This is a genomic window from Lysobacterales bacterium, assembly GCA_019634735.1.
GTDB lineage: Bacteria > Pseudomonadota > Gammaproteobacteria > Xanthomonadales > UBA2363 > Pseudofulvimonas.
Map to the genome: position 1 here is coordinate 49347 of JAHCAT010000012.1, position 24613 is coordinate 73959.

At 72.3% G+C, this 24613-nt stretch carries 22 protein-coding genes; 4 read left to right on the forward strand and 18 right to left on the reverse strand.

Annotated elements, in window-relative coordinates; translation table 11 throughout:
* Positions 1–2358 (reverse strand): tail fiber domain-containing protein, encoded by a 2358-nt coding sequence (locus KF823_11925; GenBank protein MBX3726610.1) that lies wholly within the window; start codon positions 2356–2358, stop codon positions 1–3.
* 712 nt (positions 2359–3070) lie between these two features.
* Here KF823_11925 and KF823_11930 point away from each other — a divergent pair.
* On the forward strand, positions 3071–5113 hold the full coding sequence (locus KF823_11930; protein MBX3726611.1) for an enoyl-CoA hydratase/isomerase family protein: 2043 nt from the start codon (positions 3071–3073) through the stop codon (positions 5111–5113).
* Positions 5114–5317: 204 nt separating this feature from the next.
* Here KF823_11930 and KF823_11935 read toward each other — a convergent pair whose 3' ends face one another.
* The 3 genes from KF823_11935 to KF823_11945 all read right to left on the reverse strand — a co-directional run bounded on the left by KF823_11935 (position 5318) and on the right by KF823_11945 (position 7579).
* Positions 5318–5671 carry a PilZ domain-containing protein gene (locus KF823_11935; GenBank protein ID MBX3726612.1) on the reverse strand — a complete coding sequence of 118 codons (354 nt, stop codon included), beginning with the start codon at positions 5669–5671 and terminating at the stop codon, positions 5318–5320.
* 118 nt (positions 5672–5789) lie between these two features.
* On the reverse strand, positions 5790–6509 hold the full coding sequence (locus KF823_11940) for a carbonic anhydrase (protein MBX3726613.1): 720 nt from the start codon (positions 6507–6509) through the stop codon (positions 5790–5792).
* Between the two features lie 194 nt (positions 6510–6703).
* A complete protein-coding gene (locus KF823_11945) occupies positions 6704–7579 on the reverse strand; it encodes a universal stress protein (protein ID MBX3726614.1) in 876 nt (291 codons plus the stop codon).
* A 340-nt stretch (positions 7580–7919) separates the two neighbouring features.
* On the opposite strand from KF823_11945, the gene KF823_11950 reads away from it, so the two are divergent.
* Positions 7920–9017, forward strand: coding sequence for a hypothetical protein (locus tag KF823_11950; GenBank protein MBX3726615.1), 1098 nt, complete (start codon positions 7920–7922; stop codon positions 9015–9017).
* A gap of 139 nt (positions 9018–9156) precedes the next feature.
* Here KF823_11950 and holB read toward each other — a convergent pair whose 3' ends face one another.
* From holB to KF823_12015, 13 genes are all read right to left on the reverse strand, one after another.
* Entirely contained in the window at positions 9157–10095 is a 939-nt protein-coding gene (holB, locus tag KF823_11955) for a DNA polymerase III subunit delta' (protein MBX3726616.1), read from the reverse strand.
* Entirely contained in the window at positions 10092–10733 is a 642-nt protein-coding gene (locus KF823_11960; protein ID MBX3726617.1) for a dTMP kinase, read from the reverse strand. Before KF823_11960 ends, holB begins: the two co-directional genes overlap by 4 nt.
* Complete coding sequence (mltG, locus tag KF823_11965; GenBank protein MBX3726618.1) at positions 10730–11788, reverse strand: endolytic transglycosylase MltG; 1059 nt, start codon at positions 11786–11788, stop codon at positions 10730–10732. The genes KF823_11960 and mltG overlap by 4 nt, the downstream gene beginning before the upstream one ends.
* Positions 11785–12636 carry an aminodeoxychorismate lyase gene (gene pabC, locus KF823_11970; protein ID MBX3726619.1) on the reverse strand — a complete coding sequence of 284 codons (852 nt, stop codon included), beginning with the start codon at positions 12634–12636 and terminating at the stop codon, positions 11785–11787. The genes mltG and pabC overlap by 4 nt, the downstream gene beginning before the upstream one ends.
* Positions 12636–14087: an aminodeoxychorismate synthase component I gene (locus KF823_11975; protein ID MBX3726620.1), complete on the reverse strand. Its 1452-nt coding sequence runs from the start codon at positions 14085–14087 to the stop codon at positions 12636–12638. Before KF823_11975 ends, pabC begins: the two co-directional genes overlap by 1 nt.
* Positions 14020–15261 carry a beta-ketoacyl-ACP synthase II gene (fabF, locus tag KF823_11980; protein ID MBX3726621.1) on the reverse strand — a complete coding sequence of 414 codons (1242 nt, stop codon included), beginning with the start codon at positions 15259–15261 and terminating at the stop codon, positions 14020–14022. The genes KF823_11975 and fabF overlap by 68 nt, the downstream gene beginning before the upstream one ends.
* 123 nt (positions 15262–15384) lie before the next feature.
* Positions 15385–15624 carry an acyl carrier protein gene (acpP, locus tag KF823_11985; GenBank protein MBX3726622.1) on the reverse strand — a complete coding sequence of 80 codons (240 nt, stop codon included), beginning with the start codon at positions 15622–15624 and terminating at the stop codon, positions 15385–15387.
* A 183-nt stretch (positions 15625–15807) separates the two neighbouring features.
* Positions 15808–16557: a 3-oxoacyl-ACP reductase FabG gene (gene fabG, locus KF823_11990; protein ID MBX3726623.1), complete on the reverse strand. Its 750-nt coding sequence runs from the start codon at positions 16555–16557 to the stop codon at positions 15808–15810.
* A 71-nt stretch (positions 16558–16628) separates the two neighbouring features.
* Positions 16629–17576 carry an ACP S-malonyltransferase gene (gene fabD, locus KF823_11995; GenBank protein ID MBX3726624.1) on the reverse strand — a complete coding sequence of 316 codons (948 nt, stop codon included), beginning with the start codon at positions 17574–17576 and terminating at the stop codon, positions 16629–16631.
* 166 nt (positions 17577–17742) lie between these two features.
* Positions 17743–18552: a serine/threonine protein phosphatase gene (locus KF823_12000; protein MBX3726625.1), complete on the reverse strand. Its 810-nt coding sequence runs from the start codon at positions 18550–18552 to the stop codon at positions 17743–17745.
* Between the two features lie 196 nt (positions 18553–18748).
* The gene (locus KF823_12005; GenBank protein MBX3726626.1) at positions 18749–19714 is read right to left on the reverse strand and encodes a ketoacyl-ACP synthase III; all 966 of its coding nucleotides are present in this window, start codon (positions 19712–19714) and stop codon (positions 18749–18751) included.
* A gap of 196 nt (positions 19715–19910) precedes the next feature.
* Positions 19911–20111 (reverse strand): 50S ribosomal protein L32, encoded by a 201-nt coding sequence (rpmF, locus tag KF823_12010; protein MBX3726627.1) that lies wholly within the window; start codon positions 20109–20111, stop codon positions 19911–19913.
* Between the two features lie 113 nt (positions 20112–20224).
* On the reverse strand, positions 20225–20734 hold the full coding sequence (locus KF823_12015) for a DUF177 domain-containing protein (protein MBX3726628.1): 510 nt from the start codon (positions 20732–20734) through the stop codon (positions 20225–20227).
* A 111-nt stretch (positions 20735–20845) separates the two neighbouring features.
* On the opposite strand from KF823_12015, the gene maf reads away from it, so the two are divergent.
* Positions 20846–21487 (forward strand): septum formation protein Maf, encoded by a 642-nt coding sequence (maf, locus tag KF823_12020; GenBank protein MBX3726629.1) that lies wholly within the window; start codon positions 20846–20848, stop codon positions 21485–21487.
* Between the two features lie 30 nt (positions 21488–21517).
* On the opposite strand, the gene KF823_12025 is transcribed toward maf, so the two are convergent.
* Positions 21518–23347 carry a glycosyltransferase family 39 protein gene (locus KF823_12025; GenBank protein MBX3726630.1) on the reverse strand — a complete coding sequence of 610 codons (1830 nt, stop codon included), beginning with the start codon at positions 23345–23347 and terminating at the stop codon, positions 21518–21520.
* Positions 23348–23506: 159 nt separating this feature from the next.
* Here KF823_12025 and KF823_12030 point away from each other — a divergent pair, with 159 nt between their 5' ends.
* Entirely contained in the window at positions 23507–24610 is a 1104-nt protein-coding gene (locus tag KF823_12030; GenBank protein MBX3726631.1) for a Glu/Leu/Phe/Val dehydrogenase, read from the forward strand.
* The last annotated feature ends 3 nt before the right edge of the window (positions 24611–24613 follow it).

Sequence of the window (24613 nt, forward strand, 5' to 3'; positions counted from 1 at the left end):
TCACGGCGCCTCCGAGCGTCTGGCAAGCTGCGAGTGCAGCGCTGCGACATCGGCGGCGAGTCTGTCCAGGCTCCGGTGCAGGGCGGCGTTCTCGGTGCGCAGTTCGATCAGCTCGGCCTCCAGCGCACGCTGCTGGATGGCCAGTTCGCGGGCGGCGGCGGTGGTGAGCACGTGGATCTCGGAGAGATTGACGCTGAGCAGTCCGCCGGGGCTCGCGGTGTCCACCTGCACCGCGGCGGGCCAGACCTGGGCCAGTTCCTGGGCGATGAAGCCCAGGTGCTCACGGTCCTCGGCGCCCTGCTCGGCCAGGAACTCGGGGCGATACCGAAAGCGGGTTGGATTCAGGGCCAACAAAGTGTCGACGGCGCCCTCGATGGACTGCGTCTGGTGCTTGACCCGGGCGTCCGAGGTGACGTCCCAGGTGCTCTGGTTGTCGTGGCGGCGCGCGCCGCCCATGACCAGCAGGCCGTTCTCGGCCGGGGTGGGCGGAATGAGGCCACTGGCATGGCCGATGCGAACACCGCTGTTGTTGAAGCCGGTGAGCACGCCATTGCCACCCACCGTGACCAGGAGGGGCGTCCGACCTTCGGGGCCGCGGATCCGGAAGAAGATGTTGTTGGTGGAAACCTGGTCGTCGTGAGTGAACTGGACCGAGCCGGAGGCGCGGACCAGGAACTGGTTCTGGCCATTGGAAACGAAGTTGCTGTTCTGGCTGTCGGCCCAGGCGAAGGTGCCTTGGTCGCCGGCTCCGCCGGGGTAGGTCAGACCGCTGCAAGTGCCAGATTCAGGGTCGCTGCCAGGGCGCACCTTTGCTCTTTGTCCGCCAGCCCAAGAAAAGTCTCCACCGGCACAGTTGATCAAGCCACCGCTCACGGAGCTATACGACCCTCTGGCCGTGTTGCCAGCGCCTCCCCCGACAGTCCCCAGATTCCACGCCGTGTTGTTCACGCCACCCCCGACCGCACCTTCGGGGCCTATAGTCGAGTTGCTTCTGCCGCCCGCAATCGTGCTGCTGGAGCCAGTCGCGGCGTTGAAGCCACCACCGCCGATGGTGGCCCGCGTTTCGCTTGCCGTGTTGTTGTTTCCCCCGCCAATGGTGCTTAGACCTCCGCTGCTGGTGTTTCTCGAGCCGCCACCGATGGCACTCATGGTGCCGCTTGCAATGTTTGCCTGGCCGCCGGCCACCGTCACGAATGGACTCGAAGAAGTTGACGCTGCGCCGTTACCCGCCTGGTTGGCGTAGCCTCCACCGATGGTGCCGTAGTCGGCGTTCACCAGGTTCGGGCCTTCGAAGAGATGGTTCGGATCGCTGTCCCCGGTCGGCACCCCGCCCCCGGAGACAGTCGCCCCGCGCACGCCAGGTCTGACCGCGTTCACCCAACTGCCGCCGATCATGTTGGTGGTGATGGGCTGACCGGGCCCGCCGAAGGTCTCGGCACTCGGCTCGATCCGCAGGCTGCTCACCCCCGCCGTGCGGATCACGAAGGCCTGGGCGTCGGTGGTGCCGATGAAATCATCGTTGGCATTGGTGCCCGCGTTGCCCCCGAGCAGCCAGCCGCTGGCATCGGCTTCGCAGGTGAGGCTGCCGTCCTCGGCCACGGCCCGGACGTACTGCCCGACCGCGCAGGCGCCGGCGATCCGCCGCTGGACCTGGGATGCGTCGATCTGGATCGCGCCGATGCCGCCAGGCGCCACGGCGATCGTCCCGGCGCCCGTGATCGGCCCGCCGGTGAGTCCGGTGCCGGTGGCGATGCTGGTGACGGTGCCGCCGGCGTCGGCGTCGGTGCCGCAGGTCACCGTTCCGTTCTGGGCGATGGCACGCACGTACTGGCCGACGGCGCAGTTGCCGGTCACCCGCCGTTGCACCTGGGCGGCATCGATGTCGGCGCCGCCGATGCTGCCATCGACGATGCTGGTGGTGGTGACCGAGTCGGCCAGGGCGACCGCCGCGCCCCAGGCATAGGGCGCCGCGGTCACCTCGGTGCGGGGCGAGAGGGTCTCGAAGCCGCCCGTGCCGGCCGGCCGGATGGCGATCTCCAGGAACTGCCGGTCCCCGGCGAACTGGAACGGACCGAAGTCCAGGGCGACCGAGAACAGGCCCTCCGTGACCTGGACATCGTCCAGACTCACCAGGGGCCCGATCTGCGAGCCCCCGGCTTCGGCATCGTAGAGCCGGAAGCGCAGGTCGAAGCCCCCGTCGGCCGGGCCCGAGGCAAGCCGCAATTCGCCCTGGTAGGTGAAGGCCGGTCCGATTGCCTGCGCGCAGACCGCAGCCGGCGGGCCGGCGAACACCAGGGCCAGCAAGAGCCCCGGCAGGGTGCGTCCAACACCCGGTATCGATATCGGCAGACTGAACATGGCGCCCTCCGGTCGGCCCCGCGTCGGCGTTCGTCCCGGATCAACACCCAAAGCCGGGGCCGGGGGCCAGGACGCCCGCGCGGTGACCCGCCGGCGGCTATGCACCGGGTCCTGCCGCCACCGTGCCTGTTGAGGATCATGGCCAGCCCCAGCCCTCTCCCCCGCCCCTCCCCCGCACGGCGGGGGAGGGGAGAAGTGCGGTGCCGTCGCAATGTGTCACGCGCTTGCCCGGAGGGGGCGGGCCTGGCTGTGGCGGTGGCTGAGACACGACGCCAATCAGGTCGCCCTGAAGGGTCGGGAGCAGCGCGCGCTCTGCTTCCCGCTTCCCGCTTCCCGCTTCCCGCTTCCCGCTTCCCGCTTCCCGCTTCCCGCTTCTCGCTTCTCGCTTCTCGCTTCCCGCTTCCCGCTTCTCGCTTCTCGCTTCTCGCTTCTCGCTTCCCGCTTTCCGCCTCCCGCCTCCCGCTCCCTGCTCCCTGCTCCCTGCTCCCTGCTCCCTGCTCCCTGCTCCCCGTCAATGCACTGAGACTCGACACTGGTCGGGTCCCTGCGGACGTCCGTGGGCAGCTCGTAGTTCGCACGAGAACTTGTCTGTACTGCACTGTTTTTATTGACGCCCCATGACCCAACACCCAGGCTGCGGGCCACTCGAGGCACGCCCGGGCGCGGGGCCGTATGCGACACTTGTCGGGTCAACGCACGGAGCACCTGACCCATGTTCGAGGGACTGCGCCCCCAGCACTGCCGGACCGAAATCCGCGAGGACGGCATCGTCGTCATCACCCTGGACCGCGCCGACAAGCCGGTCAACGCACTGGCCAGCGCGCTGATCGACGAGCTCGGACAACTGGTCGAGCGCCTGGCGATCGAGCCGCCCAGGGGCGTCGTGTTCATCTCCGCCAAGCCGGCCGGCTTCTCGCCGGGCGCCGACATCTCCGAGTTCGAACGCTTCTTCGCCGAGGGCACCACCGGCGATGCCATCGACCGCGGCCATCGGGTGTTCTCGCGCATCGAATCGCTGCGCTGCCCGACCGTCGCCGCCATTCACGGCCACTGCTTCGGCGGCGGCATGGAGCTGTCGCTGGCCTGCCGCTACCGCGTCGCGGCCGACACCCCGGAGACCCGCCTGGGCCTGCCCGAGGTCAAGCTCGGCATCCATCCGGGCTGGGGCGGCCTGGCCCGCCTGCCGCACCTGATCGGCGCGCCGGAGGCCATGAAGCTGATGCTGGCCGGTGGCTCGGTGGCCGCCGGCAAGGCGCGGGCGATCGGCCTGGTCGACCAGGTGGTTCCTGCCGACCGCCTGCTCGAGGCCGCCTGCGAACTGCTCCGGCGTCGCCCGGCCCGGCCGCTGCGGCAACGCGCCCTGGCCTGGGCGACCAACACCTGGCCGGCGCGCCAGGTGCTGGCGCCGATGATGCGCAAGCAGATCGCCGGCAAGGCGCGCCGAACGCACTACCCGGCTCCGTACGCGATGCTCGAGGTGTGGCGCAGGCACGGCGGCAGCGTGCGCGGCGCGCTGCGTCCGGAGGCGCGCTCGGTGGTGCGCCTGGCCGCCACGCCGACCGCCCACAACCTGGTGCGCGTCTACTTCCTGCAGGAGGCGCTGAAGGCGCAGGGGGCCGGCATCGAGCACGGCATCGGCCACGTCCACGTGGTCGGCGCCGGCGTGATGGGCGGCGACATCGCCGCCTGGACCGCCCTGCAGGGCTTCACGGTCAGCCTGCAGGACAACGACGGCGCGGCCATCGAGCGTGCCCTGGGGCGTGCCCGCACCCTGTACGAGCGGCGCCTGAAGACCCCTGAACGGGTCGCCGCGGCGCTGGCCAGGCTGAGCGCCGACCCCGAGGGCGCGCGGGTGCCGGATGCCGACCTGGTGATCGAGGCGATCGTCGAAAAGCCCGAGGCCAAGCGCGGCCTGTTCGCGGCCCTGGAACCGCGCATGAAACCGGGCGCCCTGCTCGCCAGCAACACCTCGAGCATCGTTCTGGAAGAGCTGCGCACCGGCCTGGCGCGGCCCGGCCAATTCCTGGGCCTGCATTACTTCAACCCGGTGGCCATGCTGCCCCTGGTCGAGGTGGTGCGCCACGACCAGGTCGATGCGACCGCCTTCCAGCGCGCGCTCGGCTTCGTGCGCGGCCACGACAAGCTGCCGCTGGCGGTCAACAGCGCGCCCGGGTTCCTGGTCAACCGCATCCTGTTCCCCTACCTGCTGGAAGCCTTCCGGTTACGCCAGGAGGGCGTGCCGCTGCGCGCCATCGATGCCGCGGCGAAGGATTTCGGCATGCCGATGGGGCCGGTGGAGCTGGCCGACCAGGTCGGCCTGGACGTCTGCGCCCATGTCGGCGCGGTGATCGCGCCGACCCTGGGCGTCGAGCTTCCGGGCGGCATCGACGACCTGGTCGCCGCCGGCAAGCGCGGCCGCAAGGACGGCGAGGGACTGTACGTCTGGACCGAGGGCAAGGCGGTGAAGCCGCCGCTGCCCGAGCACTACGTGCCGCCGCCGGACCTGCAGGACCGCCTGATCCTGCCGATGCTCAACGAGGCGGTGGCCTGCCTGCACGAGGGCATCGTCGCCAGCGCCGACGAGCTCGATGCCGGGGTGATCTTCGGCACCGGCTTCGCGCCGTTCCTGGGCGGTCCCATGCAGCACATACGCACCGTGGGCGCCGACGCCGTGGTGGCGCGCCTGCAGGCGCTGGCCAAGAAACACGGCCCGCGCTTCGCACCCCGCCCGGGCTGGGAGGCGCTGCCGCGCTGACCGCGGACCTAGCAGGCTGTTGAAAAACAGCCTGCTGGCGGCGGCCATGGATGGCCGCTCGGCGAAGCAAGTGCGTAAGCAGTTGATTCGACGGGAGCCCGTCCGGACCTTCGCCGGACGGGCGACTTGAAAAACGACCAGGAAGGTCGTTTTTCAACAAGCTGCTAGGACCTGCCGTCGCGCCCGGCACCCGGGCGCGGCGGGTCACATGGTCAGGGTCGGCTTGTCGGCGTTGAGCTGGGCGCCCAGCACCGATTCGATGCGCGCCCGGGCGGCCTCGCCGTCCGGGCCGTCGTTGAACTGCACGCCGATGCCCGCCGGGTTGCCCGACTGTGCGCCCTGCGGCGTCACCCAGACCACCTTGCCGGACACCGGGAGGCGGTCGCCCTCCTCGTGCAGGTGCACCAGCAGGAACACCTCGTCGCCGAGCCGGAACCCCTGGGCGCTGGGCACGAACAGGCCGCCACCCTTGATCGAGGGCATGTAGGCCGCGTACAGCGCCGCCTTGTCCCGGATCTCGACCGGCAGGATCGCCTGCCGCTTGCCGCCCAACTGCATGTCGTCTACCCCTCTCGACCGGTGCCGGCCCTGCCCGGCTGTCCCGCGTTGGCCGATTCGGCCCTGCGGACAGGGACGCGGCGCTGGCGCCGAGTTTGCCACAGCGCGCGACCCGGCATCAGGAGGTGGCCTCGTCCGCCAGGAGCTCCTCGTCGCAGTAGAAGTCGGCGGCCCCCGAGCCGATCTCGTAATAGCAGCCGACCACGGCGACCCGGCCCGCCGCCACCGCCTGCGCCACCACCCGGCTGGACTGCACGGATTCCACCTGGGCCAGCACGTGGCGCACCACGGCCTCGCGCATCCGCGATTTCTCGTCGACCAGGGCCGGCACCTCCGCCACCGCCGGCCGGATGGCGTCCAGCAGGTAGCGGATATTTTCCGGCTGCTGGGCGGTTTCCTCCGCCGGCAGCATGGCGGCGCGCACCGCGCCGCAGCCCTCGTGGCCCATCACCACGATCAGGTGGCACTTCAGGGCAGTGATGGCGTACTCCAGGCTGCCCATGGTCGCCGGCGTGCAGACATGGCCGGCGACCCGGACGATGAACAGGTCGCCCAGTCCCTGGTCGAAGACGATCTCGACGGGAACCCGGCTGTCGCTGCAGGCCAGGATGGTGGCGAAGGGCGTCTGCTCGATGATCTGCGCCCGGCGTTCGTTGGCGTTGAGTTCCGGGCGCGTGGCGCGGCCGCTGAAGAACCGCTCGTTGCCGGCCTTCAGCGCCGCCAGCGCGGCGGCCGGGGTGGCCATCTCCGGGTCCTTCAGGCGCGCGATGTCGGCCATCGAGGCGCCGCGCTTGCCGGCACTGTGCAGCTGCGACTTCGGCTTGTTTTCGGGGACCACGCGCATCTCCTTTGCGACGACCGGACCGGTCCGGGCCCGCCATTGTGCCGTCTGCGCGCCGGCCGCGCCGGAAGCCGCGCGTTCGCCCGGGGCGCGGGGCCGTTCCGCCGCGCACGCGCGCTGGCTGCGCGACCGACCCGGACGCGCGTACCCCCGCTCCGGCCGGCAGCGGTCTGGCTGCCCTGCCCCCCCCCCTACGGAACGATCAGCACGTCGCAGGGCGCCTCGGCGAGCAGGTGGTTGCTGACGCTGCCCAGAAACAGCGCGTCCAGCGCCGAGCCGCCTTGCTTGCCCAGCACCAGCAGGTCGGCATCGCTTGCCTCGATCTGCGCCATCAGCACGCTGGTCGGATAGCCCTCATGCACCACGCTCTCGACTTCATCGCCAAAGCCTGCCGCGGCGACCTTCTGGACCAGGGCCAGCCGTGCTTCCGCCAGGGCCCGCTGCCGGTGCCATTCGATGGCGTCGCGCTTGACGCCTGCGTGCGCCATCGCCACGCCCAGCGTGAAGTCGAGCGCGTGCACAGCTTGAATGCCCTGGCCGGCGACCCAGCGCGCTGCGGCAAGAATGCGCGCTGCGGCATCGGACAGGTCGAGGGCTGCGAGCACCTTCGAGTAGGGACCTGCGACGGGCCGCCGCACCACCAGCACCGCCTGCCGGCCGGCGCGTGCCAGGCGCGCCGGCGTGCTGCCGCCCAGGCTGCGGCGCAATGCGTGGTGGCCCCGCGCGCCGACCACGAGCAGATCGTCGCCGGCAGCGGCATCGAGCACCTCCGGCAGCAGCCTTCCGACGCGGACCTCCGGACGGACCTTCGCGCCGGACTGCGCCGCCAGCGCGGACAGCGCGGACAGCGAGGCGTGCAGTCGTTGCGTCGCGCCGTCCCTGGCCAGGCGCTCGGCCTCGCCCGGCTCACCGAGCAGGCTGCGCAGCACGCTGAGCGGCCCGGCCTCGACCACATGCAGCGCCGTCACCGTGCCGCTGGCCGTGGCCGGCGCCAGATGCAGGGCGCGTTCCAGTGCCAGCTCGCCATCCGCGGAAAAATCGGTCGCAGCCAGGATGCCGGTGAACATCGCAGTCTCCTTGTCGGTGTCGGGGCGTTGCGCCTGGCTGGATCGTACCCGCCCGCCGCCTGCAGGGCACCAGGCTGCCGGCCCGTCGCGGACCCTCGGCCCGTGTCGGGGCGCCCTGCTGCCGTATGCGGAGTGCCGGGCAGGCGCGCTGTCCGCCGCCGGCTGTCGCTTGCCGTCCCGACCGCGCGACGGTGCGGTGTCCGGCTGCTCGCAATCCGCCTTGGGGCCAAGCCCGGACACTCGGCACCGGCTGCGCGGACCCCCGCCAACCTGAACCCGGATACCGTGCAACGCCTCGGACCCGTGGACGGCGGTCGCCGGCGTTTCCTACAGTGGCGGCATGAACATCTGCCGCAGCTCCATGGGTCCCGCCGCGCTGATCCTTGCGCTGGCCACGCTGGCATTGCCGGGCGCCCTCATGGCCCAGGGCACCGTCATCGACGATACCGGGCGGGCCGGCCGCCTGCTGGCGGTGCTCGACCATGCCGCCTGGCTTGCCGACGGCGAGGCCAGCGACCGGCACATCTATGTCATCGCCAGCACCGACTGCGGCTATTGCGCGCGCCTGTTCGCGGACAGCCGCAGCCATCGCGATGGCGTGCAGTTGCGCTGGCTGCTGGTCGGCACCCGTGCCGGCGGCGCCGGCGCGCTGCTGGCGGTCGACGATGCCGAGACGCTGGGGCAGGTCTATGCCGGCGCATCACCCCCCGCCACCGACGACCTCGGCTACGCCCTGCTCGACGTCAACGCCTGGCTGCCGGGTCTGCTGGAGCTGGACCTGACGGTGACCCCCACCTTCGTGTTCCAGGGCCGCAGCGGGCTGCGAGTCGTGCCCGGCCTGGGCGACGGCCTGGCCGGGCTGCTGCCCCAGGTCCAGGCACGCCGCGGGGGAAGCGCCACCGAATCGCGCAGCCGGATCGTGCTGGCCGACGGGCCGGCCGCCGTGGCGCCGGCACCGATGACGCGCCTGATCAATTTCCGGGAGAACCCGCTGCCCCTGTTCACCCTGCCCGACCAGCGGGCACTGGCTGCCGGGGAACTGGCGCCGCGGCAAAGCTATGCCGTGACCGGCCTGGTCGGCGACGACTGGATCCAGGTTGCGGCCCTGCAACGCACCGAAGCCGCTGGCGGCATCGTGCCCGGCTATCTGTACGCGCCCGACGAGGTGCGTCTGGCAAGACTGGACTATCGGATCGAGCCGGCTGCCGGCGAGCTGGCGGCCAGCGATGCACCACGCCCGGTACTGACCCATCCCGACCCCACGGCGCCGGTGATCACCTGGCTGGCGCCGGGTGAGGTCCTGCCGCGCACCGGCAGGGTGCAGCGCGAGGAGGGACGCTGGACGGCGGTCGCCCTGTTCCGCGACGGCACCCCCGCTTTCGTGCCCGAGGCCGCCGCGGAGGACGTCCCGGACGCGGATCCTTCGGCCGGGGACTGATCCGGGGCGATCCGCGAAGGCCGCTGGCCTTGCCGGTCAACCGCCCGGAAGCAAGGCGCCCGGTCGTCTAAGCCACGTTCCCGCAGCGTGCAGCGCAGGGGTCGGACACCTTGCCGGCGTGAGGCACGGCGCGACCGGCTCAGCGCGCCGTGCGCCAGCCTTCGAGCCATTCGTGCAGCAGCCAGAGCGCACGCAGCGGCGCGGCCAGGCGTTCGCGCAACTGCACGGCAGCCGCCTGGCTGGCCACCAGGGCGCCCAGTTCCCGCGACGGCGGCGGCGGTCCGGGCTGCACCTGGCCCCGACCCTGCCAGGCCCACAGGCGAAGCCAGGCGATCGCATCATCGACGTGCTGCACCGGCGAGCTCGCCCAGCGTTGCGCGACCGCCAGGGGTTGCGCGCGCCCATCGGCCAGGCGCTGCAGATCCTCGGCCACCGCCTGTGCCTGCCGGGCGCGATCCGGATCGGCATAGGCCAGCGCCGTGGCCGGATGGCCGCCGGCCAGCGCCAGCGCCAGCGCCGGTACCGTCACGCCCTGCCCGGCCAGCCACTGCGCCACCTGTTCCGGTCCGGGACGCACCACCGCGACCGTCTGGCAGCGGCTGCGCACGGTGGCCAGCAACCGTCCGGGGGAATCGCTGAGCAGCAGCACGATGACGCCGGCCGGCGGCTCCTCCAGCGTCTTCAGCAGGGCGTTCTGCGACGCCGCGTTCATGGCGTCGGCAGGATCGATCAGGGCGACCCGGGTGGCGCCGGTCTGGCCGGTGAGCTGCAGTCGGCCGATCAGGGCGCGCACCTGCGCGACCTTGATCAACTTGCTGTCTTCCTCGGGCGCCAGCCGGTGCAGGTCGGGGTGGCTGCCGGCGGCCCGCCAGGTGCAGCCGCGGCACTGGCCGCAGGCCGGCGCATCGCCACCGGCGCGCTCGCACAGCAGGCGCGCGACCATCGCGTCGGCCAGCAGGCGCTTGCCCAGGCCGGGCTCGCCGGCAAGCAGCACGCCGTGGCTGAGGCGATCCTCCGCCAGCGCCGCGCAGAAGCGTTGCCAGGCCGGTGCCAGCCAGGGCGCCAGATGCCCGCTCATGGCTGCCCGACCTGGCGCGCCAGGAAGGCATCCAGGGCGGCGCGGATCTGCCCGGCCACCTCGGCGAGCGGGCGGCCGGCATCGACCACCGCGAAGCGCCCCGGTTCGGCGGCTGCACGCTGCCGGAAGGCCGCCCGCACGCGCTCGAAGAAGGGCTCGGCTTCGCCCTCGATGCGATCGGGCGCACCGCGCCCGGCCAGCCGTGCCAGCCCCTCGGCGACCGGCAGGTCCAGCAGCACGGTCAGGTCCGGGCGCAGCGCGCCGCAGGCGAACCGCTCCAGCCAGGCGATGTCCGCCGCCGGCAGGCCGCGACCGCCGCCTTGGTAGGCATAGCTGGAATCGGTGAAACGATCGGACAGCACCCAGGTGCCGCGTGCCAGCGCCGGGGCGATGAGGGCGCGGACATGTTCGGCGCGCGCCGCGAACACCAGCAGCAACTCGGCTTCCGCGGCCATGCTGCCCGCCCCGGCCCCCAGCACCAGCTCGCGGATGCGCTCGGCCAGCGGCGTACCGCCCGGCTCGCGGGTGCGCAAGACGTCAAGACCGTGCGCGCGCAGGTGCGCCTCGCAGGCGGCCAGCGCCGAACTCTTGCCGGCGCCCTCGCCGCCCTCAAGGGTGATCAGCCGGCCCCGGCTCATCGGCCGCTGCCGCCGCGCAACCGCGCCAGGTAACGACGCACCGCCGCCTGGTGCTGCGCATAGGTTTCCGAGAAATCGTGGCCGCCGCTGCCATCGCCCAGGGCCACGAAGTACAGCTCGCGACCCGGCGCCGGATCGAGCGCGGCGGCCAGCGCGGCGCGGCCCGGCAGGGCGATCGGGGTCGGCGGCAGGCCGGCCCGGGTGTAGGTGTTGTAGGGCGTATCGGTGTCCAGGTCGCGCCGGCGCAGATTGCCATCGAAGCCGCTGCCGATGCCGTAGATGACGGTGGGGTCGGTCTGCAGGCGCATGCCGATGGCGAGCCGCCGGCTGAACACGCCGGCGATGCGCCGGCGTTCGTCGGCGACGCCGGTTTCCTTCTCGATGATCGAGGCCAGGATCAGCGCCTCGTAGGGACTGGCCACGACGCTCGCCTCGCTGCGTCCGGCCCAGGCCTGGTCGAGCGCCTGGCGCATCGCCTCATGGGCCTGGCGCAGCAGGTCGAGGTCGCTGGTGCCGCGCCGGTAGGTGTAGGTCTCGGGCAGGAACCAGCCTTCCGGGTGCTCGCCCTCGCGGCCGAGCATCGCCATCACCTGGGCATCGGCCTGGTCCGACACGGTCTGCGTCACTGCCGCCTGCCCGGCCAGCGCCCGCCGCAGGTCGGCGAAGGTCCAGCCCTCGACGATGGTGAAGCGGTACTGGATGACGCGGCCGCGTGCGAGCTGGTCGAGCAGGCCGCGCGGATCGAGGCCGGGTTCCAGCAGGTACTCGCCGGCCTGCAGGCGCCGCAGCACGCCGTCGTCGACGGCCAGCGCCTGCCACCAGTGGCGGCGCCAGGCCGGCGTCAGGCCGCGCTCGGCCAGTTGCCCGACGATGCCGCGCAACGACTGGCCGCGCGGCACCTCGAGCACGACCCCCTCGTCGGGCAGCGGCAGCGGCGTGCGCGCGAAGCGCTGGTAGTCGAGCCAGGCGAGCGTGGCGGCAGCGGCCAGGACCAGCAGTAACAGCAGCAGGACCTTGCCGATCCAGCCGCGCGCGGATCGGTGCGGAGGGGTCATCGGTTGCGTCGTGGCAGCGTGGGCGGCAAGCCGATGCCGCGTGCCGCCAGAGTGTAGCCCAGGGCGGCGGTCACCGGCCCCGGTTGCCAGCGGCGCGTGCCAAGGGCACGTACCGGCATCACCCCACGCACCGCGTTGCACAGGAACAGCTCGTCGGCCGCCTGCAGGTCGGCCGGTCGCAGCGCCCGCACCTGCACCGGCCAGCGCCGGCGCGCCCGGGCGAGCAGAAAGGCACGAGCGACGCCGGCAACGCCGCAGTGATCGAGCGCCGGGGTGGCCAGCACGCCGTCGCGGACCAGGAACAGATTGGCGGCAGTTGCGCACACCACATTGCCGTCGGTGTCCAGGCACAGGCCTTCGTCGATGCGCGGATCGCGCCACTCCGAGCGCGCCAGCACCTGCTCCAGCCGGTTGAGGTGCTTGAAGCCGGCCAGCGCCGGCTGCCGGGCCAGGCGCAGCCGGCACCAGCGCAGGCGCAGTCCGCGCTGGTAGAGCGCCGCGGCGGTCTCGGGCAAGGGCAGGCGTTGCACGACGCGCCGTGCCCCGGCCGCGCTGCCCGCGGCATAGCCACGGCCGCTGCCGCGGGTCAGCACCAGCTTGACCACGCAGTCGCGCCCGGCGGCGACCCGCGCGGCCTCGGCCAGCCAGGTCGCGGCGGGCGGCGAGGTCAGCGCCAGGCCCGCGGCACCGCGCGCCAGGCGGGCCATGTGGCCCGCCCACAGGGGCGCCTGGCCGGCCACGAAGCGGATCGTCTCGAACAGGCCGTCGCCATAGGCAAGACCGCGATCGTCGACGGCGAGCCGGTTCGCCGGCCGGCCGTCCACCAGGCAGGCGGCAGCGCCACGCATCATCGGTGTCCGAGCGCGGCCAGCAGACCGCCGGCCTTGCTGCGCGTCTCGGCCAGCTCGCGCGCCGGTACCGAGTCGGCGACGATGCCGGCACCGGTGCGGAAGCCCAGCGTCCGCCCCTGCTGCCAGGCACTGCGGATCAGGATGTTGAGGTCCATGTCGCCGCTGCGGTCCAGGTAGCCGATCGCACCGGTGTATGGGCCCCGCCCGGTGCCCTCCAGCTCGGCGATGATCTCCATGCAGCGCACCTTGGGGCAGCCGGTGATGGTGCCGCCCGGGAACAGGGCGCGCAGGATCGCGCCCGGGGTCGTGCCCGGGCGCAGTTCGCCGCTGACGTTGGAGACGATGTGGTGGACGTGGCTGTAACTCTCCAGCGCCATCAGTTCGTCGACGCGGATGCTGCCGGGCCGGCAGACCCGGCCCAGGTCGTTGCGCTCCAGATCGATCAGCATGACGTGCTCGGCGCGCTCCTTGGGATGGCCGATGAGCTCCGCCAGCAGCGCGCGGTCGCTCACTTCATCCGCGCCGCGCGGACGCGTTCCGGCGATCGGACGGGTATCGATGCGGGTGCCACGCACGCGCAGCAGCCGCTCGGGGGAGGCGCTGAGCAGGGCGGCGCCAGCGAACCTCAGCAGTGCCGAGAACGGTGCCGGGCTGGCCTCGCGCAAGCAGCGGTACAGGACCACGGGATCCGGCGCCTCGGCGAAGCGCGCCTGCCAGGCGCGCGACAGGTTGACCTGGAACACGTCGCCCGCCCGCAGATACTCGAGGATCCGCGCCACGCCCGCCAGGAAACGCTCCGGCGGGTCCTCGTCGAGGGCCTCGAGCCCGGGCAGGTTCGAGGCCGAGGCGGATTCGGCGCAGGTATCGAGGTCGCTTGCCAGACGCCGGCACAGCGCCGCATGGCCGGGTTCGGCGACCAGCACGGCGTCGCCCGCCGGCCGTGGCCTAAGCCAGGCCGCCGGTGTCCGCAGGGCCAGCGCCACCGGCAGTCCGGCACCCTCGAAAACGGGCAGGCGCAGCCCCGGCTCGAACTGCGCGACCGCCTCGTAACCCAGGTAGAGCAGCCACCCCCCAGCGAAGGGCAGACCGGCCGGTCGTGCCGGGGCGGGGCCTGCGGCCGCGAAGGCGGCGTCGAGAGCGGCCGCGAAATCGCTGCCGATGACACGGCCGCCCTGGTCGCGCACCACGCCATCGGCGCCCAGCACGATGCGTTCCCCGGAGGCCACCGGCAGCAGGTCGAGCGTGCCGGTGCGCGGACTTTCGGCGGCGCTCTCCAGGAACGCCGGATAGCGTTCCGGAGCGGCCGCGACCAGGGCCAGCGGATCGCCGTGCGCTGGCGCGGGCTGCGCGATCACGGCCGCGACGCGGGCCCGGGTGAGGTCAGAGGCTGCGGAACACCAGGGTGCCGTTGGTGCCGCCGAAGCCGAACGAGTTCGACAAGGCGACATCGACGCGCGCCTGGCGCGCGGTGTGTGGCACCAGGTCGAGGCCGGCCACGGCGGGATCGGGCTCGTCGAGGTTGATGGTGGGCGGCACCACGCCGCGGTGCACCGCGAGCGCCGTGAAGATCGCCTCGACGCCGCCGGCAGCACCCAGCAGATGGCCGGTCATCGACTTGGTCGAGCTGACCATGACCTTGCCCGCGTGGTCGCCCATCACCGTGCGCACCGCCATCGCCTCGGCGATGTCGCCCTGCGGCGTCGAGGTGCCGTGGGCGTTGATGTAGTCCACCTCGGCCGGTTCGATGCCGGCATCGCGCAGGGCGTTGACCATGCAGCGCGCCGCGCCCTCGCCGTTCTCGCTGGGCGCGGTCATGTGGTAGGCATCGCCGCTCATGCCGAATCCGGCCAGCTCGCAATAGATGCGGGCGCCGCGGGCGCGGGCGTGCTCGTACTCCTCGAGCACCAGCAGGCCGGCGCCGTCGGACAGCACGAAGCCGTCGCGGCCGACGTCCCAGGGCCGGCTGGCCTTCTCCGGCTCGTCGTTGCGGGCCGACAGGGCGCGCGCCGACACGAAGCCGCCGACCGCGGTCGGCGTGGTCGAGCACTCGGCGCCGCCGGCGATCATCGCGTCGGCATCGCCGTAGGCGATCAGCCGGGCCGCCAGTCCGATGCAGTGGGTGGCGGTGGTGCAGGCGGTCACCGCGGCGATGTTGGGGCCCTTCAGCCCCTTCATGATCGACAGGTGGCCGGCGATCATGTTGATGATCGAGCTGGGCACGAAGAACGGCGAGATCCTGCGCGGGCCGCCGGTCATCAGCGCCTCGTGGGTCTTCTCGATGGTGCCGATGCCGCCGATGCCGGCGCCGACCGCGGCACCGACCCGCTCGGCGTTGGCCTCGGTGATCGCCAGGCCGGAATCCTCGAGCGCCATCAGTCCCGCCGCCACGCCGTAGTGGATGAACGGGTCCATCTTCTTGACGTCCTTCGCCGGCACGAACTGCGCCGGGTCGAAGTCGCGGACCTCCCCGGCGATCCGGGTGCCGAAGCCGGTGGCGTCGAAGCGCGTGATCGGGCCTATGCCGCTGCGGCCGGCCAGCAGCGCCGTCCAGGCGGACTCGATGGTGTTGCCCACGGGCGAGAGGATGCCCAGGCCGGTGACGACGACGCGACGCTTGCTCATCATGGCGGTATCACTGCGGGGACGTGGCACGGATCCGGCCGGGCGGAAGCCGCGGAGCGCGGAATGCGGGTGCGGGGACGACGCCCGCGCCGGCGGCGGCGCGGACGCGTCGGGTCAACGGCCTCAGGCCTTGACGTGGGCCTTGACGTAGTCGATGGCCTGCTGGACGGTGGTGATCTTCTCGGCCTCTTCGTCCGGGATCTCGCACTCGAACTCCTCCTCGAGCGCCATCACCAGCTCGACGGTGTCGAGGGAGTCCGCGCCGAGGTCGTCGACAAAGGACGCGCTGGGCGTGACCTCCTCGTCCTTGACCCCGAGCTGCTCGACCACGATCTTCTTGACGCGATCTTCAATGCTGCTCATACGTGACACGACCTCTGCGTGGTTGAACGAAGGGCGGATTGTAGAGCATCCCCCCGAGTCCCTGCACAAGGCCTTGACGCGGCCCGGCCGCGCGGGGAGGAAAGCCCTCGCCCGGCCCGGCGCAAGGTCCGCCCGCGCCCGCAAGCGCCACGCCAGGCCGGCACGTCGCTCCGCCCTGGCACCTCAGGCCATGTACATGCCACCGTTGACGTGCAGGGTCTCGCCGGTCACGTAGGCTGCCGCCGGCGAAGCCAGGAACAGCACGGCCTGGGCGATGTCCTCCGGTGCGCCAAGGCGGCCCAGCGCGATGCCGCCGAGCAGGGCCTGGCGCTGCGCCTCGGGCAGGGCGCGGGTCATGTCGGTCTCGATGAAGCCGGGCGCGACCACGTTGACGGTGATGCCGCGACTGCCGATCTCGCGGGCCAGCGACTTGGAAAAGCCGATGATGCCCGCCTTGGCGGCCGCGTAGTTGGCCTGCCCCGGATTGCCGGTCAGGCCGATCACCGAGGCGATCGAGATGATCCGTCCGCGGCGCGCCTTCATCATGCCGCGCAGCACGGCACGCGAGAGCCGGAACACCGGGGTCAGGTTGGTGTCGAGGATCGCCTGCCAGTCGTCGTCCTTCATGCGCATCAGCAGCTGGTCGCGGGTGATGCCGGCGTTGTTGACCAGGATCGAGACCGGCCCGACCTCGCTGGCGACCGCTTCGGGCAGCGCCTCGCACGCCGTGGCGTCGGCGACATCGAGCACCCTGCCCTCGCCGCCGCCCGGCAGCGCCGACAGTCGCGCGGTGATGGCGTCGGCGCCGGACTGGCTGGTTGCCGTGCCGACCACGCGGGCGCCGGCGGCGGACAGGGCATCGGCGATGGCGGCGCCGATGCCACGGCTGGCGCCGGTGACCAGGGCGATCTCGCCTTTGAGAATGTCGTTCATTGGGGCTCCTGCTTCAATGGGGACCGGGGACCGGGGACCGGGGACCGGGGACAGGTGATCGCGCGAGCGGCTCAGCGCCAGGTGGCGAGGGTGGCGTCGAGGTCTTCGGGTGTGCCGAGGGCGCGGACGTCGAGGGACTTGTCGATGCGCTTGCACAGGCCGGCCAGGACCTTGCCGGGGCCGCATTCGGCGATGCGGGTGGTACCCGCGGCCGCCAGGGCCTGCACGCAGTCGGTCCATCGCACCGGCTGGTGAAGCTGCCGCACCAGGGCGTCGCGGATCGCGGCGACGTCGCCGGCAACCCCGGCGTCGACGTTCTGCACCACGGGCAGCGACGGCGCATGCCAGTCCATGCCGGCCATGACCTGCGCCAACGCCTGCGCGGCCTCGCGCATCAGCGGCGTGTGCGAGGGCACGCTGACCGGCAGCTTCATTGCCTTGCGCACGCCGCGCTCGGCAAGCAGGGCGATGGCCCGGTCGACCGCGGCAGTTTCGCCGCCGATCACCACCTGGCCGGGCGAATTGAAGTTGGCGGGCACCACCACCCCGACATCGGCGGCATCGGTACAGGCCTCGGCGACGATCGCGTCCTCGCTGCCCAGCACCGCCGCCATCGCGCCGGCACCGGCCGGGACCGCCGCCTGCATGAGTCGACCGCGCTCGCGCACCAGGCGGGCGCCGTCGGCCAGCGACAGCGCCCCGGCGGCGACCAGGGCGCTGTACTCGCCCAGGCTGTGGCCGGCCAGGCGCGCCGGCAGCGGGCCACCCAGGGACTGCCAGACCCGCCACACCGCGATGCCGGCAGCCAGCAGCGCCGGCTGGGTGAACTCGGTCTGGTTGAGGCGGGCATCGTCGGGCGCGGCGGCGATCGCCCACAGGTCGATGCCGGCGCCTTCCGACGCCTCGGCGAAGACGGCGCCGACCTCGGCATGGCGCTGCGCGAGCGACCCGAGCATGCCGGGACTCTGGGAGCCCTGGCCGGGAAACACGAAGGCGAGGTCTTGGGCTGTCTGGGTCATGGCCGGTCCTGTTCTGGTCGGAAGTCGCAGGCGTCTGGGGTCAGGTGGGGCGCGCGTCACCGACGTCGGGCGGCGGCGCACTGTGCGGCGAAACGGGCGGGCGCGGCGCCTGGCGGACGAAAACGACGGGCCGGCGCGGGGATGGCCGGGGAAGCGCACCGGACATTCATAGCAGCAGGCCGCCCAACAGCGGCAGCAGATCCAGTTCGCCGTCGCCGGCCAGATCCAGGCCCAGCAGCAGCAGGATGCCCAGCGCCACAGGCAGCCAGAGCACGAGGGCGGCGCGCAGCGCGCGCACGGCCCGGCTCAGCGCGCTGGCGCGTCGACCCAGCAGGTCGGCCGTGAATTCGACGGGACGCAGCCGGGCCACGCTGTCGGCGAGCAGGCCGCGCACCTCGGCGGTGCCCGAGGCCAGCATGGGGCGCAGCAGGGCCGCCTGGGTCTGGGCATCCTGACGGGCGTGGCGGCCAAGGCCGGCGGCGAGCACCAGCCAGTCCCTGGCCTGGGCGTGCGCCAGCGGCATCACCTCGGCGGGATCCTCCTCGAAATCGAGAAACCCCACCTCTCCTGCCGGCCCGATCGCGATGTTCCGCGACAGCGGCTGGCCGAGGTAGCCACCGGCGGCATGCACGCGCGCAACGGCAGCCGCGGCGTCGGCGACCAGGCGGTCGGCGCCGTCCGGATCGGCCTGGCGCAACAATGCCGCCAGGGTCGGCCCGATGTCCGCCAGCAACAGGCAGTCGCGGCCGGCCCCGAGAACCCGCGGCACGCGGGCACCCTGCGAGGCCAGTTCGTCGATGCGGCGCTGCTCGGTATCGCGGGCCGCAGGACCGACCCGGTGCGGGGGTGGCCTCAGCGGCGCCAGGCCCAGGCGGCGCGCACACCAGTCGAGCAGTCCCAGGCGCAAACGCCGGGAGCCGCCTTCGTAGCGCTTCAGCCAGGCGACCTGGCCGTCGATCTGGAGTTTGGTGACCAAGACGATCTCCCTTGATAGCCGGGTCGGGGCGACACTGGCCCGGCCTTGACCCTCACACCCGACAGACAACCCGGGCGCGGTGACGCCGGCGACCGGGTGTCAGGGCGTCCGACGCTCCGGCACGCCGAGTCCGGGCGCCCTGCCCGGCGATGCGGCCTTCGCCGGACGCACCGCCCCGCCCCCGGGGCGATCCCGGTCAGTAACGCAGCAGGGCCGAACCCCAGGTAATGCCGCCGCCGAAAGCCTCCATCAGCAGCAGCTGGCCGCGCTGGATACGACCATCGCGCACCGCCTCGTCCAGGGCGAGTGGCACCGAGCCGGACGAGGTGTTGCCATGGCGGTCGACGGTGACGATCACCCGCTCCATCGGCAGCCCCAGGTGGCGGGCGGTGGCGGTGATGATGCGCAGATTGGCCTGGTGCGGCACCAGCCAGTCGAGCGCGTCCTGCGGCAGCTCGTTGGCCGCCAGCGCTTCCTCCGCAGTCCGTGCCAGGGCGCGCACTGCGACCTTGAACAGCTCGTTGCCGATCATCTTCACCTTGACGCCGTGACCGGGTTCGTCGATGAAGCCGGCCGACACGCCGACCGGATTGAACAGCAGTTCCTTGTAGCCGCCGTCGGCATGCAGGTGGGTCGACAGGATGCCGGTCTCCTCGGACGGCTTCAGCACCACGGCGCCGGCGCCGTCGCCGAACAGCACGCAGGTTCCGCGGTCGGTCCAGTCGATCATCCGGGTCAGCGTCTCGGCGCCGATCACCAGCGCGCACTTGCTCTGGCCGCTGCGCACGAACTTGTCGGCCATCGACAGCGCGTAGATGAAGCCCGAACAGGCGGCATTGACGTCGAACGCGGCGCAGCCGTTGGCGCCCAGGCGGGCCTGCACCAGGCAGGCGGTGCTCGGGAAGATCAGGTCGGGCGTGGTGGTGCCGACCACCAGCATGTCGATGTCGGCGGCGGTCACCCCGGCTGCTTCCATGGCGCGCAGCGCCGCCATCTCGGCGAGGTCGGCGGTGGTCTGGCCGTCGGCGGCGACGTGCCGCTGGCGGATGCCGGTGCGCTCCTGGATCCAGGCGTCGGTGGTATCGACGATCCTTTCCAGGTCGGCGTTGCTGAGCACCTTGTCGGGCAGGTAGCTGCCGGTGCCGGCGATGCGGGAATACAGCACGATCAAACCCTCCCAGGGCAGGCCGGGCGGCGCCTGACGGGCGACCCGACGACGGACACGGCAGCGGCGCGAAGCACGGAACCGGTCCGGGTCGCGCCGCGGGGACTTGCCGGGGTCGCCCACGATCCGGCCGGTGCGGCGCGGACGCAGGCGGCCAGGATCGGCGCGGACATGGAAGACCGCGCCGTCCGGATCAATCCTCGTCGTCCTCGACCACCGGGGTCTTGGGCGCGATCACCTGGCGGCCACGGTAGTAGCCGTCCTTGGTGACGTGGTGACGGCGATGGGTCTCGCCGCTGGTCGGGTCGGTGCCGAGCTGGACGATGCTGAGGGCATCGTGGGAACGGCGCATGCCGCGGGTCGACGGGGTCTTGCGGCTCTTCTGGACAGCCATTGTTAGAAAACTCCAGGGGAATCCATGTGCATCCTGACGATGTCACCGGCGCTCCATCGCCGGCGTACTGCGCTTGCATCCTGTGCCGCCAGCCGCGCGGGCGGCGGGCGATCCTACTGCAACTTGAGCGACCTGAGCGCCGCGAACGGGTTGGGCCGCTCGTCGCGCGGGGCCGGCTCGACCTCACGGTCCTGGTCGCCGCCGTCTTCGCCGGCACGCGCCGGGACCAGCGGCAAGGCCAGAATCAGCTCGTCCTCGACCAGGTCGGCCAGGGCCACCAGGCCATCGGCGGGTACCAGGAAAGGCTCGTAGCCCGGCGGCAACGCAGCTTCCTGCTCCTCCCGCCGGATCAGTCCCAGCCGCTGGCTGACCGACACCGGCTGCAGGTACACCTCGAGGGTACGCTGACAGACCAGGGGCAGCTCGCCACTGGCGCGGACCTCGACGTAGGCCTGGTCGAACCCGTCGACATCGAACTCGAGCGAGTAGACGACCGTGCCGTCGGCATGGGCGAGGCTGTCCCGCAAGCGGGTCAGCGCGTCCAGGTCCAGGCGGCCGTTGAAGCAGCGGCGGCCCGTGACCATCCGCCAGACATCGACCTGCCCGGGCAGTCCGTGCGACATAAGAGCGCGATGATAGCGGGCCGGGCGCATGAGCGTCAACGAATGCCCGCCTGATCAAGCGTTTGCCCGCGGGCATGCCACCATGGCGACGTCCTCCGGCGTCGTCCCTCCATGTCCGCAGCCCCCGTCGTCCTCGCCTCGACCTCGCGCTATCGCCGCGCCCTGCTCGCCCGGCTGCTGCCCCGCTTCGAGTGCGTGGCGCCAGCGGTCGACGAATCCGCCGGGGCCGGCGAGTTGCCGGCCCGCCTTGCCAGCCGCCTGGCGTCCGCCAAGGCGCGCGCCGTGGCCGCCCTGCGCCCCGGCGCCGTGGTGATCGGCTCCGACCAGGTGGCCGAACTGGACGGCGTGGCGCTGGGCAAGCCCGGCGATGCCGCCACCGCCCGCGCCCAGTTGCTGGCCTGCGCCGGACGCGAGGTGCGCTTCCACACCGCGGTCTGCGTGATCGGCGCGGACGGCCGCGCGCGGCGCGCCCGCGACCTGACCCGGGTGCGCTTCCTGGCCCTGGACCCCGGGCGGATCGAGACCTACCTGGACCGCGAGCAGCCGTTCGACTGCGCCGGCAGCTTCAAGGCCGAGGCGCTCGGCATCGCCCTGTTCCAGGCCATCCACAGCCGCGATCCGACGGCCCTGGTCGGTCTGCCGTTGATCGCCACCTGCCGGCTGCTGCGCGCCGGCGGAGTCGAGCCCCTGGCGGCGACCGCCGACCCGCCTGCAGATCGGCCGGCAGGGGAAGGCGAACCGGCAGCCGCCTGATCCAGGCAGACGGCGCCATCCGGGTTGCGGTCAGTGCGCCACCTGAACCGGCCACTGACCCATCGACCAGCGCAGGCCGTCGGCCCTGACCGCCACCAGTTCGATCCGGCGCCGCCCTGGTGCCAGCGCCGCGGCCGGGACCCGCACCTCGACCCCGACCCGGTCTCCGGCGGGGTCGCCAACCGCGCCCCAGCGTTCGCGTGGCCAGGCCACCTCGACCGTGCGCGGCAGCCGGGCCACCGCCCGCCCGTCGACCAGCACCTCGACCGCCTCGATGCCGAGGCCCGCCTGGATCACCCAGCCGAAACCGGCCAGGTCGCTGCCCGCAGGCAGTCGGCGGGGCAACTCGAACCAGCCCAGCGGCGGCAGCGCGCCGGCCTGCCGGCACCCGGCATCGGCGTCGTGCGACTCGAAATGCCAGCGCACGAAGCGCTTCCGGCCACCGTCCAGCGACAGCTGGCCGTCCAGGCGCAGCCCGGAAAACCGCTGGCAGAGGTCGCGGTACCAGGCGTGGCGGTCGCTGAACCGGCGCGCGGTCTCTTCGGCCAGCAGCCAGCCGCCCTCGCCGCTGGCCGCCAGGGCGGCCTCGTCGACCCCCCAGATCTCCAGTTGCGCGGCCCGGCCGTGCCAGGCATTGGCGGGATCGTCGAGCACGTACAGCGGGCCGCGGCGATCCTCCGGCAGATAGAAGGCCAGCGCCGCCGCAAGCATGAAATTGTCCGCCGCCAGCAAGCCGCCCTGGCCGGCGATCGGCGCCACCCAGCCCGCGGCCTCGCGCCAGCCGCTGAAATTGGCGGGATAGCCCTTGCCGGCCAGCAAGCGCGCGGACTGGCCAGGCACCGCCGCGCCGGCCAGCCAGGCCAGCACCAGCGCAGCCAGCAGGCCCGAGGTGGCCACCGCGGCGCGACGCAGCCAGGGCGACCAGGCGGGCCAGTCGCGCGCCAGCACCGGCACCAGCCACAGCCAGGCCGGCAGCGGCCAGTGCCAACGGAAGCGCTGGGCATCGGCGAAGCTTCCCAGGCCGAACACCACGGCCAGCAGCACCAGGGCCAGCAGGGCCGGCACCTGCGCCGACGCCAGCGGCCGCCTGGCGGCTCGCAACGCGGCGACCAGCAGCATCGCCACCAGCACCGGCCCGACCACCAGCGCCTGTTCCAGCGGCTGCAGCCAGGCACTGTCCTGCCATTGCCAGGGATGCCGGTCGAGCACCTGGAAACGCAGCCCCGCCAGGCCATGCGCCAGGTTGAAGACCAGCAGGGGCAGCAGGCCGAGCGCCGCCAGCGCCGCGGCCGCCCAGGGACCCGGCCCCCTCAGGCTGGCCCGTCCCGCCGGAAGCAGGAGCGTGGTCACGGCCAGGGCAACCAGCACCAGCCCGAACCGGTAGTGGCACAGCAGACCCACGGCCAGCCAGCCCCCCAGGGCCAGCCAGGCACGCAGCCCCGCGCCGGCCAGGGCGCGCTGGAAGGTCGCCGCGACCGCCACCGAGATCACCGCCAACGGCACGTCCGGCAGGGCCAGCACACCCAGGGCGGCGGCGACCGGCAACAGCAGCGCCAGCCCCCCGGCGCGCCAGCCGGTCGCCTCGCCGAACTGGCGGGCAGCCAGCGCCTGCACCTGCCAGGGCAGCGCCAGGCCAAGCAGCAGGAACGGCAGCCGCACGCCCAGCTCGTCCGGCAGCAGGAGCCGACCCACCGCCATCAGCCAGGCGGTCAGCGGCGGCAGGTCGCTGTACGACCAGGCCGGATGCCGCGACTCCCAGGCGTAGAAGGCCTCGTCGCCGAACAGCGGCAGCGCCACCGCCAGCACCAGTTTGGCCAGCGCCAGCAGCGACCAGGCGATCAGGAAAGCGCGACGGTCCATGGTCCTCCGGACGAGGGCGTACGGAGTGGCCCGGACGCCGCTGGTACAATGCCGGCCCCCCGGACGCCGCGCCGCCAGGCATGGCCGCGCGGCGCGACCCGGGCCAGTGCCCGACCGGCGTGCCGGCGGGCATCATCCCATGCCGATACCGGAGTGATCATGCTCTTCGAAAAAATCGCCACCTCGGGCCACGAGGAAGTCGTGTTCTGCCACAACAAGGACGCCGGCCTGAAGGCGATCATCGCCATCCACAACACCGTGCTCGGCCCGGCCCTGGGCGGTCTGCGCATGTGGCCCTACAAGACCGAGCAGGACGCCCTCGACGACGTGCTGCGCCTGTCCAAGGGCATGACCTACAAGGCGGCGGTGGCCGGCCTCAATCTGGGCGGCGGCAAGAGCGTCATCATCGGCGACCCGAACACCGACAAGAGCGAGGCGCTGTTCCGCGCGCTCGGCCGGTTCGTGAACTCCCTGGGCGGCCGCTACATCACCGCCGAGGACGTCGGCATCGACGTCAACGACATGGAATACGTGCTCAAGGAGACCGAGTACGTCACCGGCGTGCACCAGGTGCACGGCGGCTCGGGCGATCCCAGCCCGTTCACCGCCTACGGCACCCTGCAGGGCCTGATGGCCTCGCTCAACCACGTCTATGGCAACGAGGAAGTCGGCAAGTACAGCTATGCCGTCCAGGGCGTCGGTCACGTCGGCATGGAGTTCGTCAAGCTGCTGCGCGAGCAGGGCGCCAAGGTGTTCGTCACCGACATCAACCAGGCCGCCGTGCAGCGCGCCGTCGACGAGCTGGGCTGCGAGGCGGTCGCCGCCGACGACATCTACGACGTTCACTGCGACGTCTATTCGCCGACCGCGCTGGGCGGCACCATCAACCTCGACACCATCCCGCGCCTGAAGTGCAAGATCGTCTGCGGCGCCGCCAACAACCAGCTCGCCACCGACGAGTGCGGCGCCGAGCTGGAGCGCCGCGGCATCCTGTACGCGCCCGACTACGCGGTCAACGCCGGCGGCCTGATGAACGTTTCCATCGAGTTCGACGGCTACAACCGCGAGCGCGCGATGCGCATGATGCGCACCATCTACTACAACCTGGGCCGGATCTTCGAGATCGCCAAGGCCGACGGCATCCCGACCTTCCGGGCCGCCGACCGCATGGCCGAGCAGCGCATCGACCAGATCGGCAGGATCAAGCTGCCGCACATGGGCAACACCGCGCCGCGCTTCCAGGGCCGCATGCGCGGCAACTGAGCG

Bases quoted from the DNA above. Each gene is read 5' to 3' on its own strand.
- KF823_12015 (MBX3726628.1), bottom strand. From the start codon at position 20,734: ATGTCGCACGGACTGCCCGGGCAGGTCGATGTCTGGCGGATGGTCACG.
- KF823_12025 (MBX3726630.1), bottom strand. From the start codon at position 23,347: ATGGACCGTCGCGCTTTCCTGATCGCCTGGTCGCTGCTGGCGCTGGCC.
- pabC (MBX3726619.1), bottom strand. From the start codon at position 12,636: ATGCGTGGCGCTGCCGCCTGCCTGGTGGACGGCCGGCCGGCGAACCGG.
- holB (MBX3726616.1), bottom strand. From the start codon at position 10,095: ATGAGCGGGCATCTGGCGCCCTGGCTGGCACCGGCCTGGCAACGCTTC.
- mltG (MBX3726618.1), bottom strand. From the start codon at position 11,788: ATGACCCCTCCGCACCGATCCGCGCGCGGCTGGATCGGCAAGGTCCTG.
- KF823_11930 (MBX3726611.1), top strand. From the start codon at position 3,071: ATGTTCGAGGGACTGCGCCCCCAGCACTGCCGGACCGAAATCCGCGAG.
- fabF (MBX3726621.1), bottom strand. From the start codon at position 15,261: ATGAGCAAGCGTCGCGTCGTCGTCACCGGCCTGGGCATCCTCTCGCCC.
- KF823_11975 (MBX3726620.1), bottom strand. From the start codon at position 14,087: ATGTCGCCTTGTCGAACTCGTTCGGCTTCGGCGGCACCAACGGCACCC.
- KF823_11935 (MBX3726612.1), bottom strand. From the start codon at position 5,671: ATGCAGTTGGGCGGCAAGCGGCAGGCGATCCTGCCGGTCGAGATCCGG.
- KF823_11925 (MBX3726610.1), bottom strand. From the start codon at position 2,358: ATGTTCAGTCTGCCGATATCGATACCGGGTGTTGGACGCACCCTGCCG.
- KF823_11945 (MBX3726614.1), bottom strand. From the start codon at position 7,579: ATGTTCACCGGCATCCTGGCTGCGACCGATTTTTCCGCGGATGGCGAG.
- acpP (MBX3726622.1), bottom strand. From the start codon at position 15,624: ATGAGCAGCATTGAAGATCGCGTCAAGAAGATCGTGGTCGAGCAGCTC.
- KF823_11950 (MBX3726615.1), top strand. From the start codon at position 7,920: ATGAACATCTGCCGCAGCTCCATGGGTCCCGCCGCGCTGATCCTTGCG.
- KF823_11960 (MBX3726617.1), bottom strand. From the start codon at position 10,733: ATGAGCCGGGGCCGGCTGATCACCCTTGAGGGCGGCGAGGGCGCCGGC.
- maf (MBX3726629.1), top strand. From the start codon at position 20,846: ATGTCCGCAGCCCCCGTCGTCCTCGCCTCGACCTCGCGCTATCGCCGC.
- rpmF (MBX3726627.1), bottom strand. From the start codon at position 20,111: ATGGCTGTCCAGAAGAGCCGCAAGACCCCGTCGACCCGCGGCATGCGC.
- fabG (MBX3726623.1), bottom strand. From the start codon at position 16,557: ATGAACGACATTCTCAAAGGCGAGATCGCCCTGGTCACCGGCGCCAGC.
- fabD (MBX3726624.1), bottom strand. From the start codon at position 17,576: ATGACCCAGACAGCCCAAGACCTCGCCTTCGTGTTTCCCGGCCAGGGC.
- KF823_12030 (MBX3726631.1), top strand. From the start codon at position 23,507: ATGCTCTTCGAAAAAATCGCCACCTCGGGCCACGAGGAAGTCGTGTTC.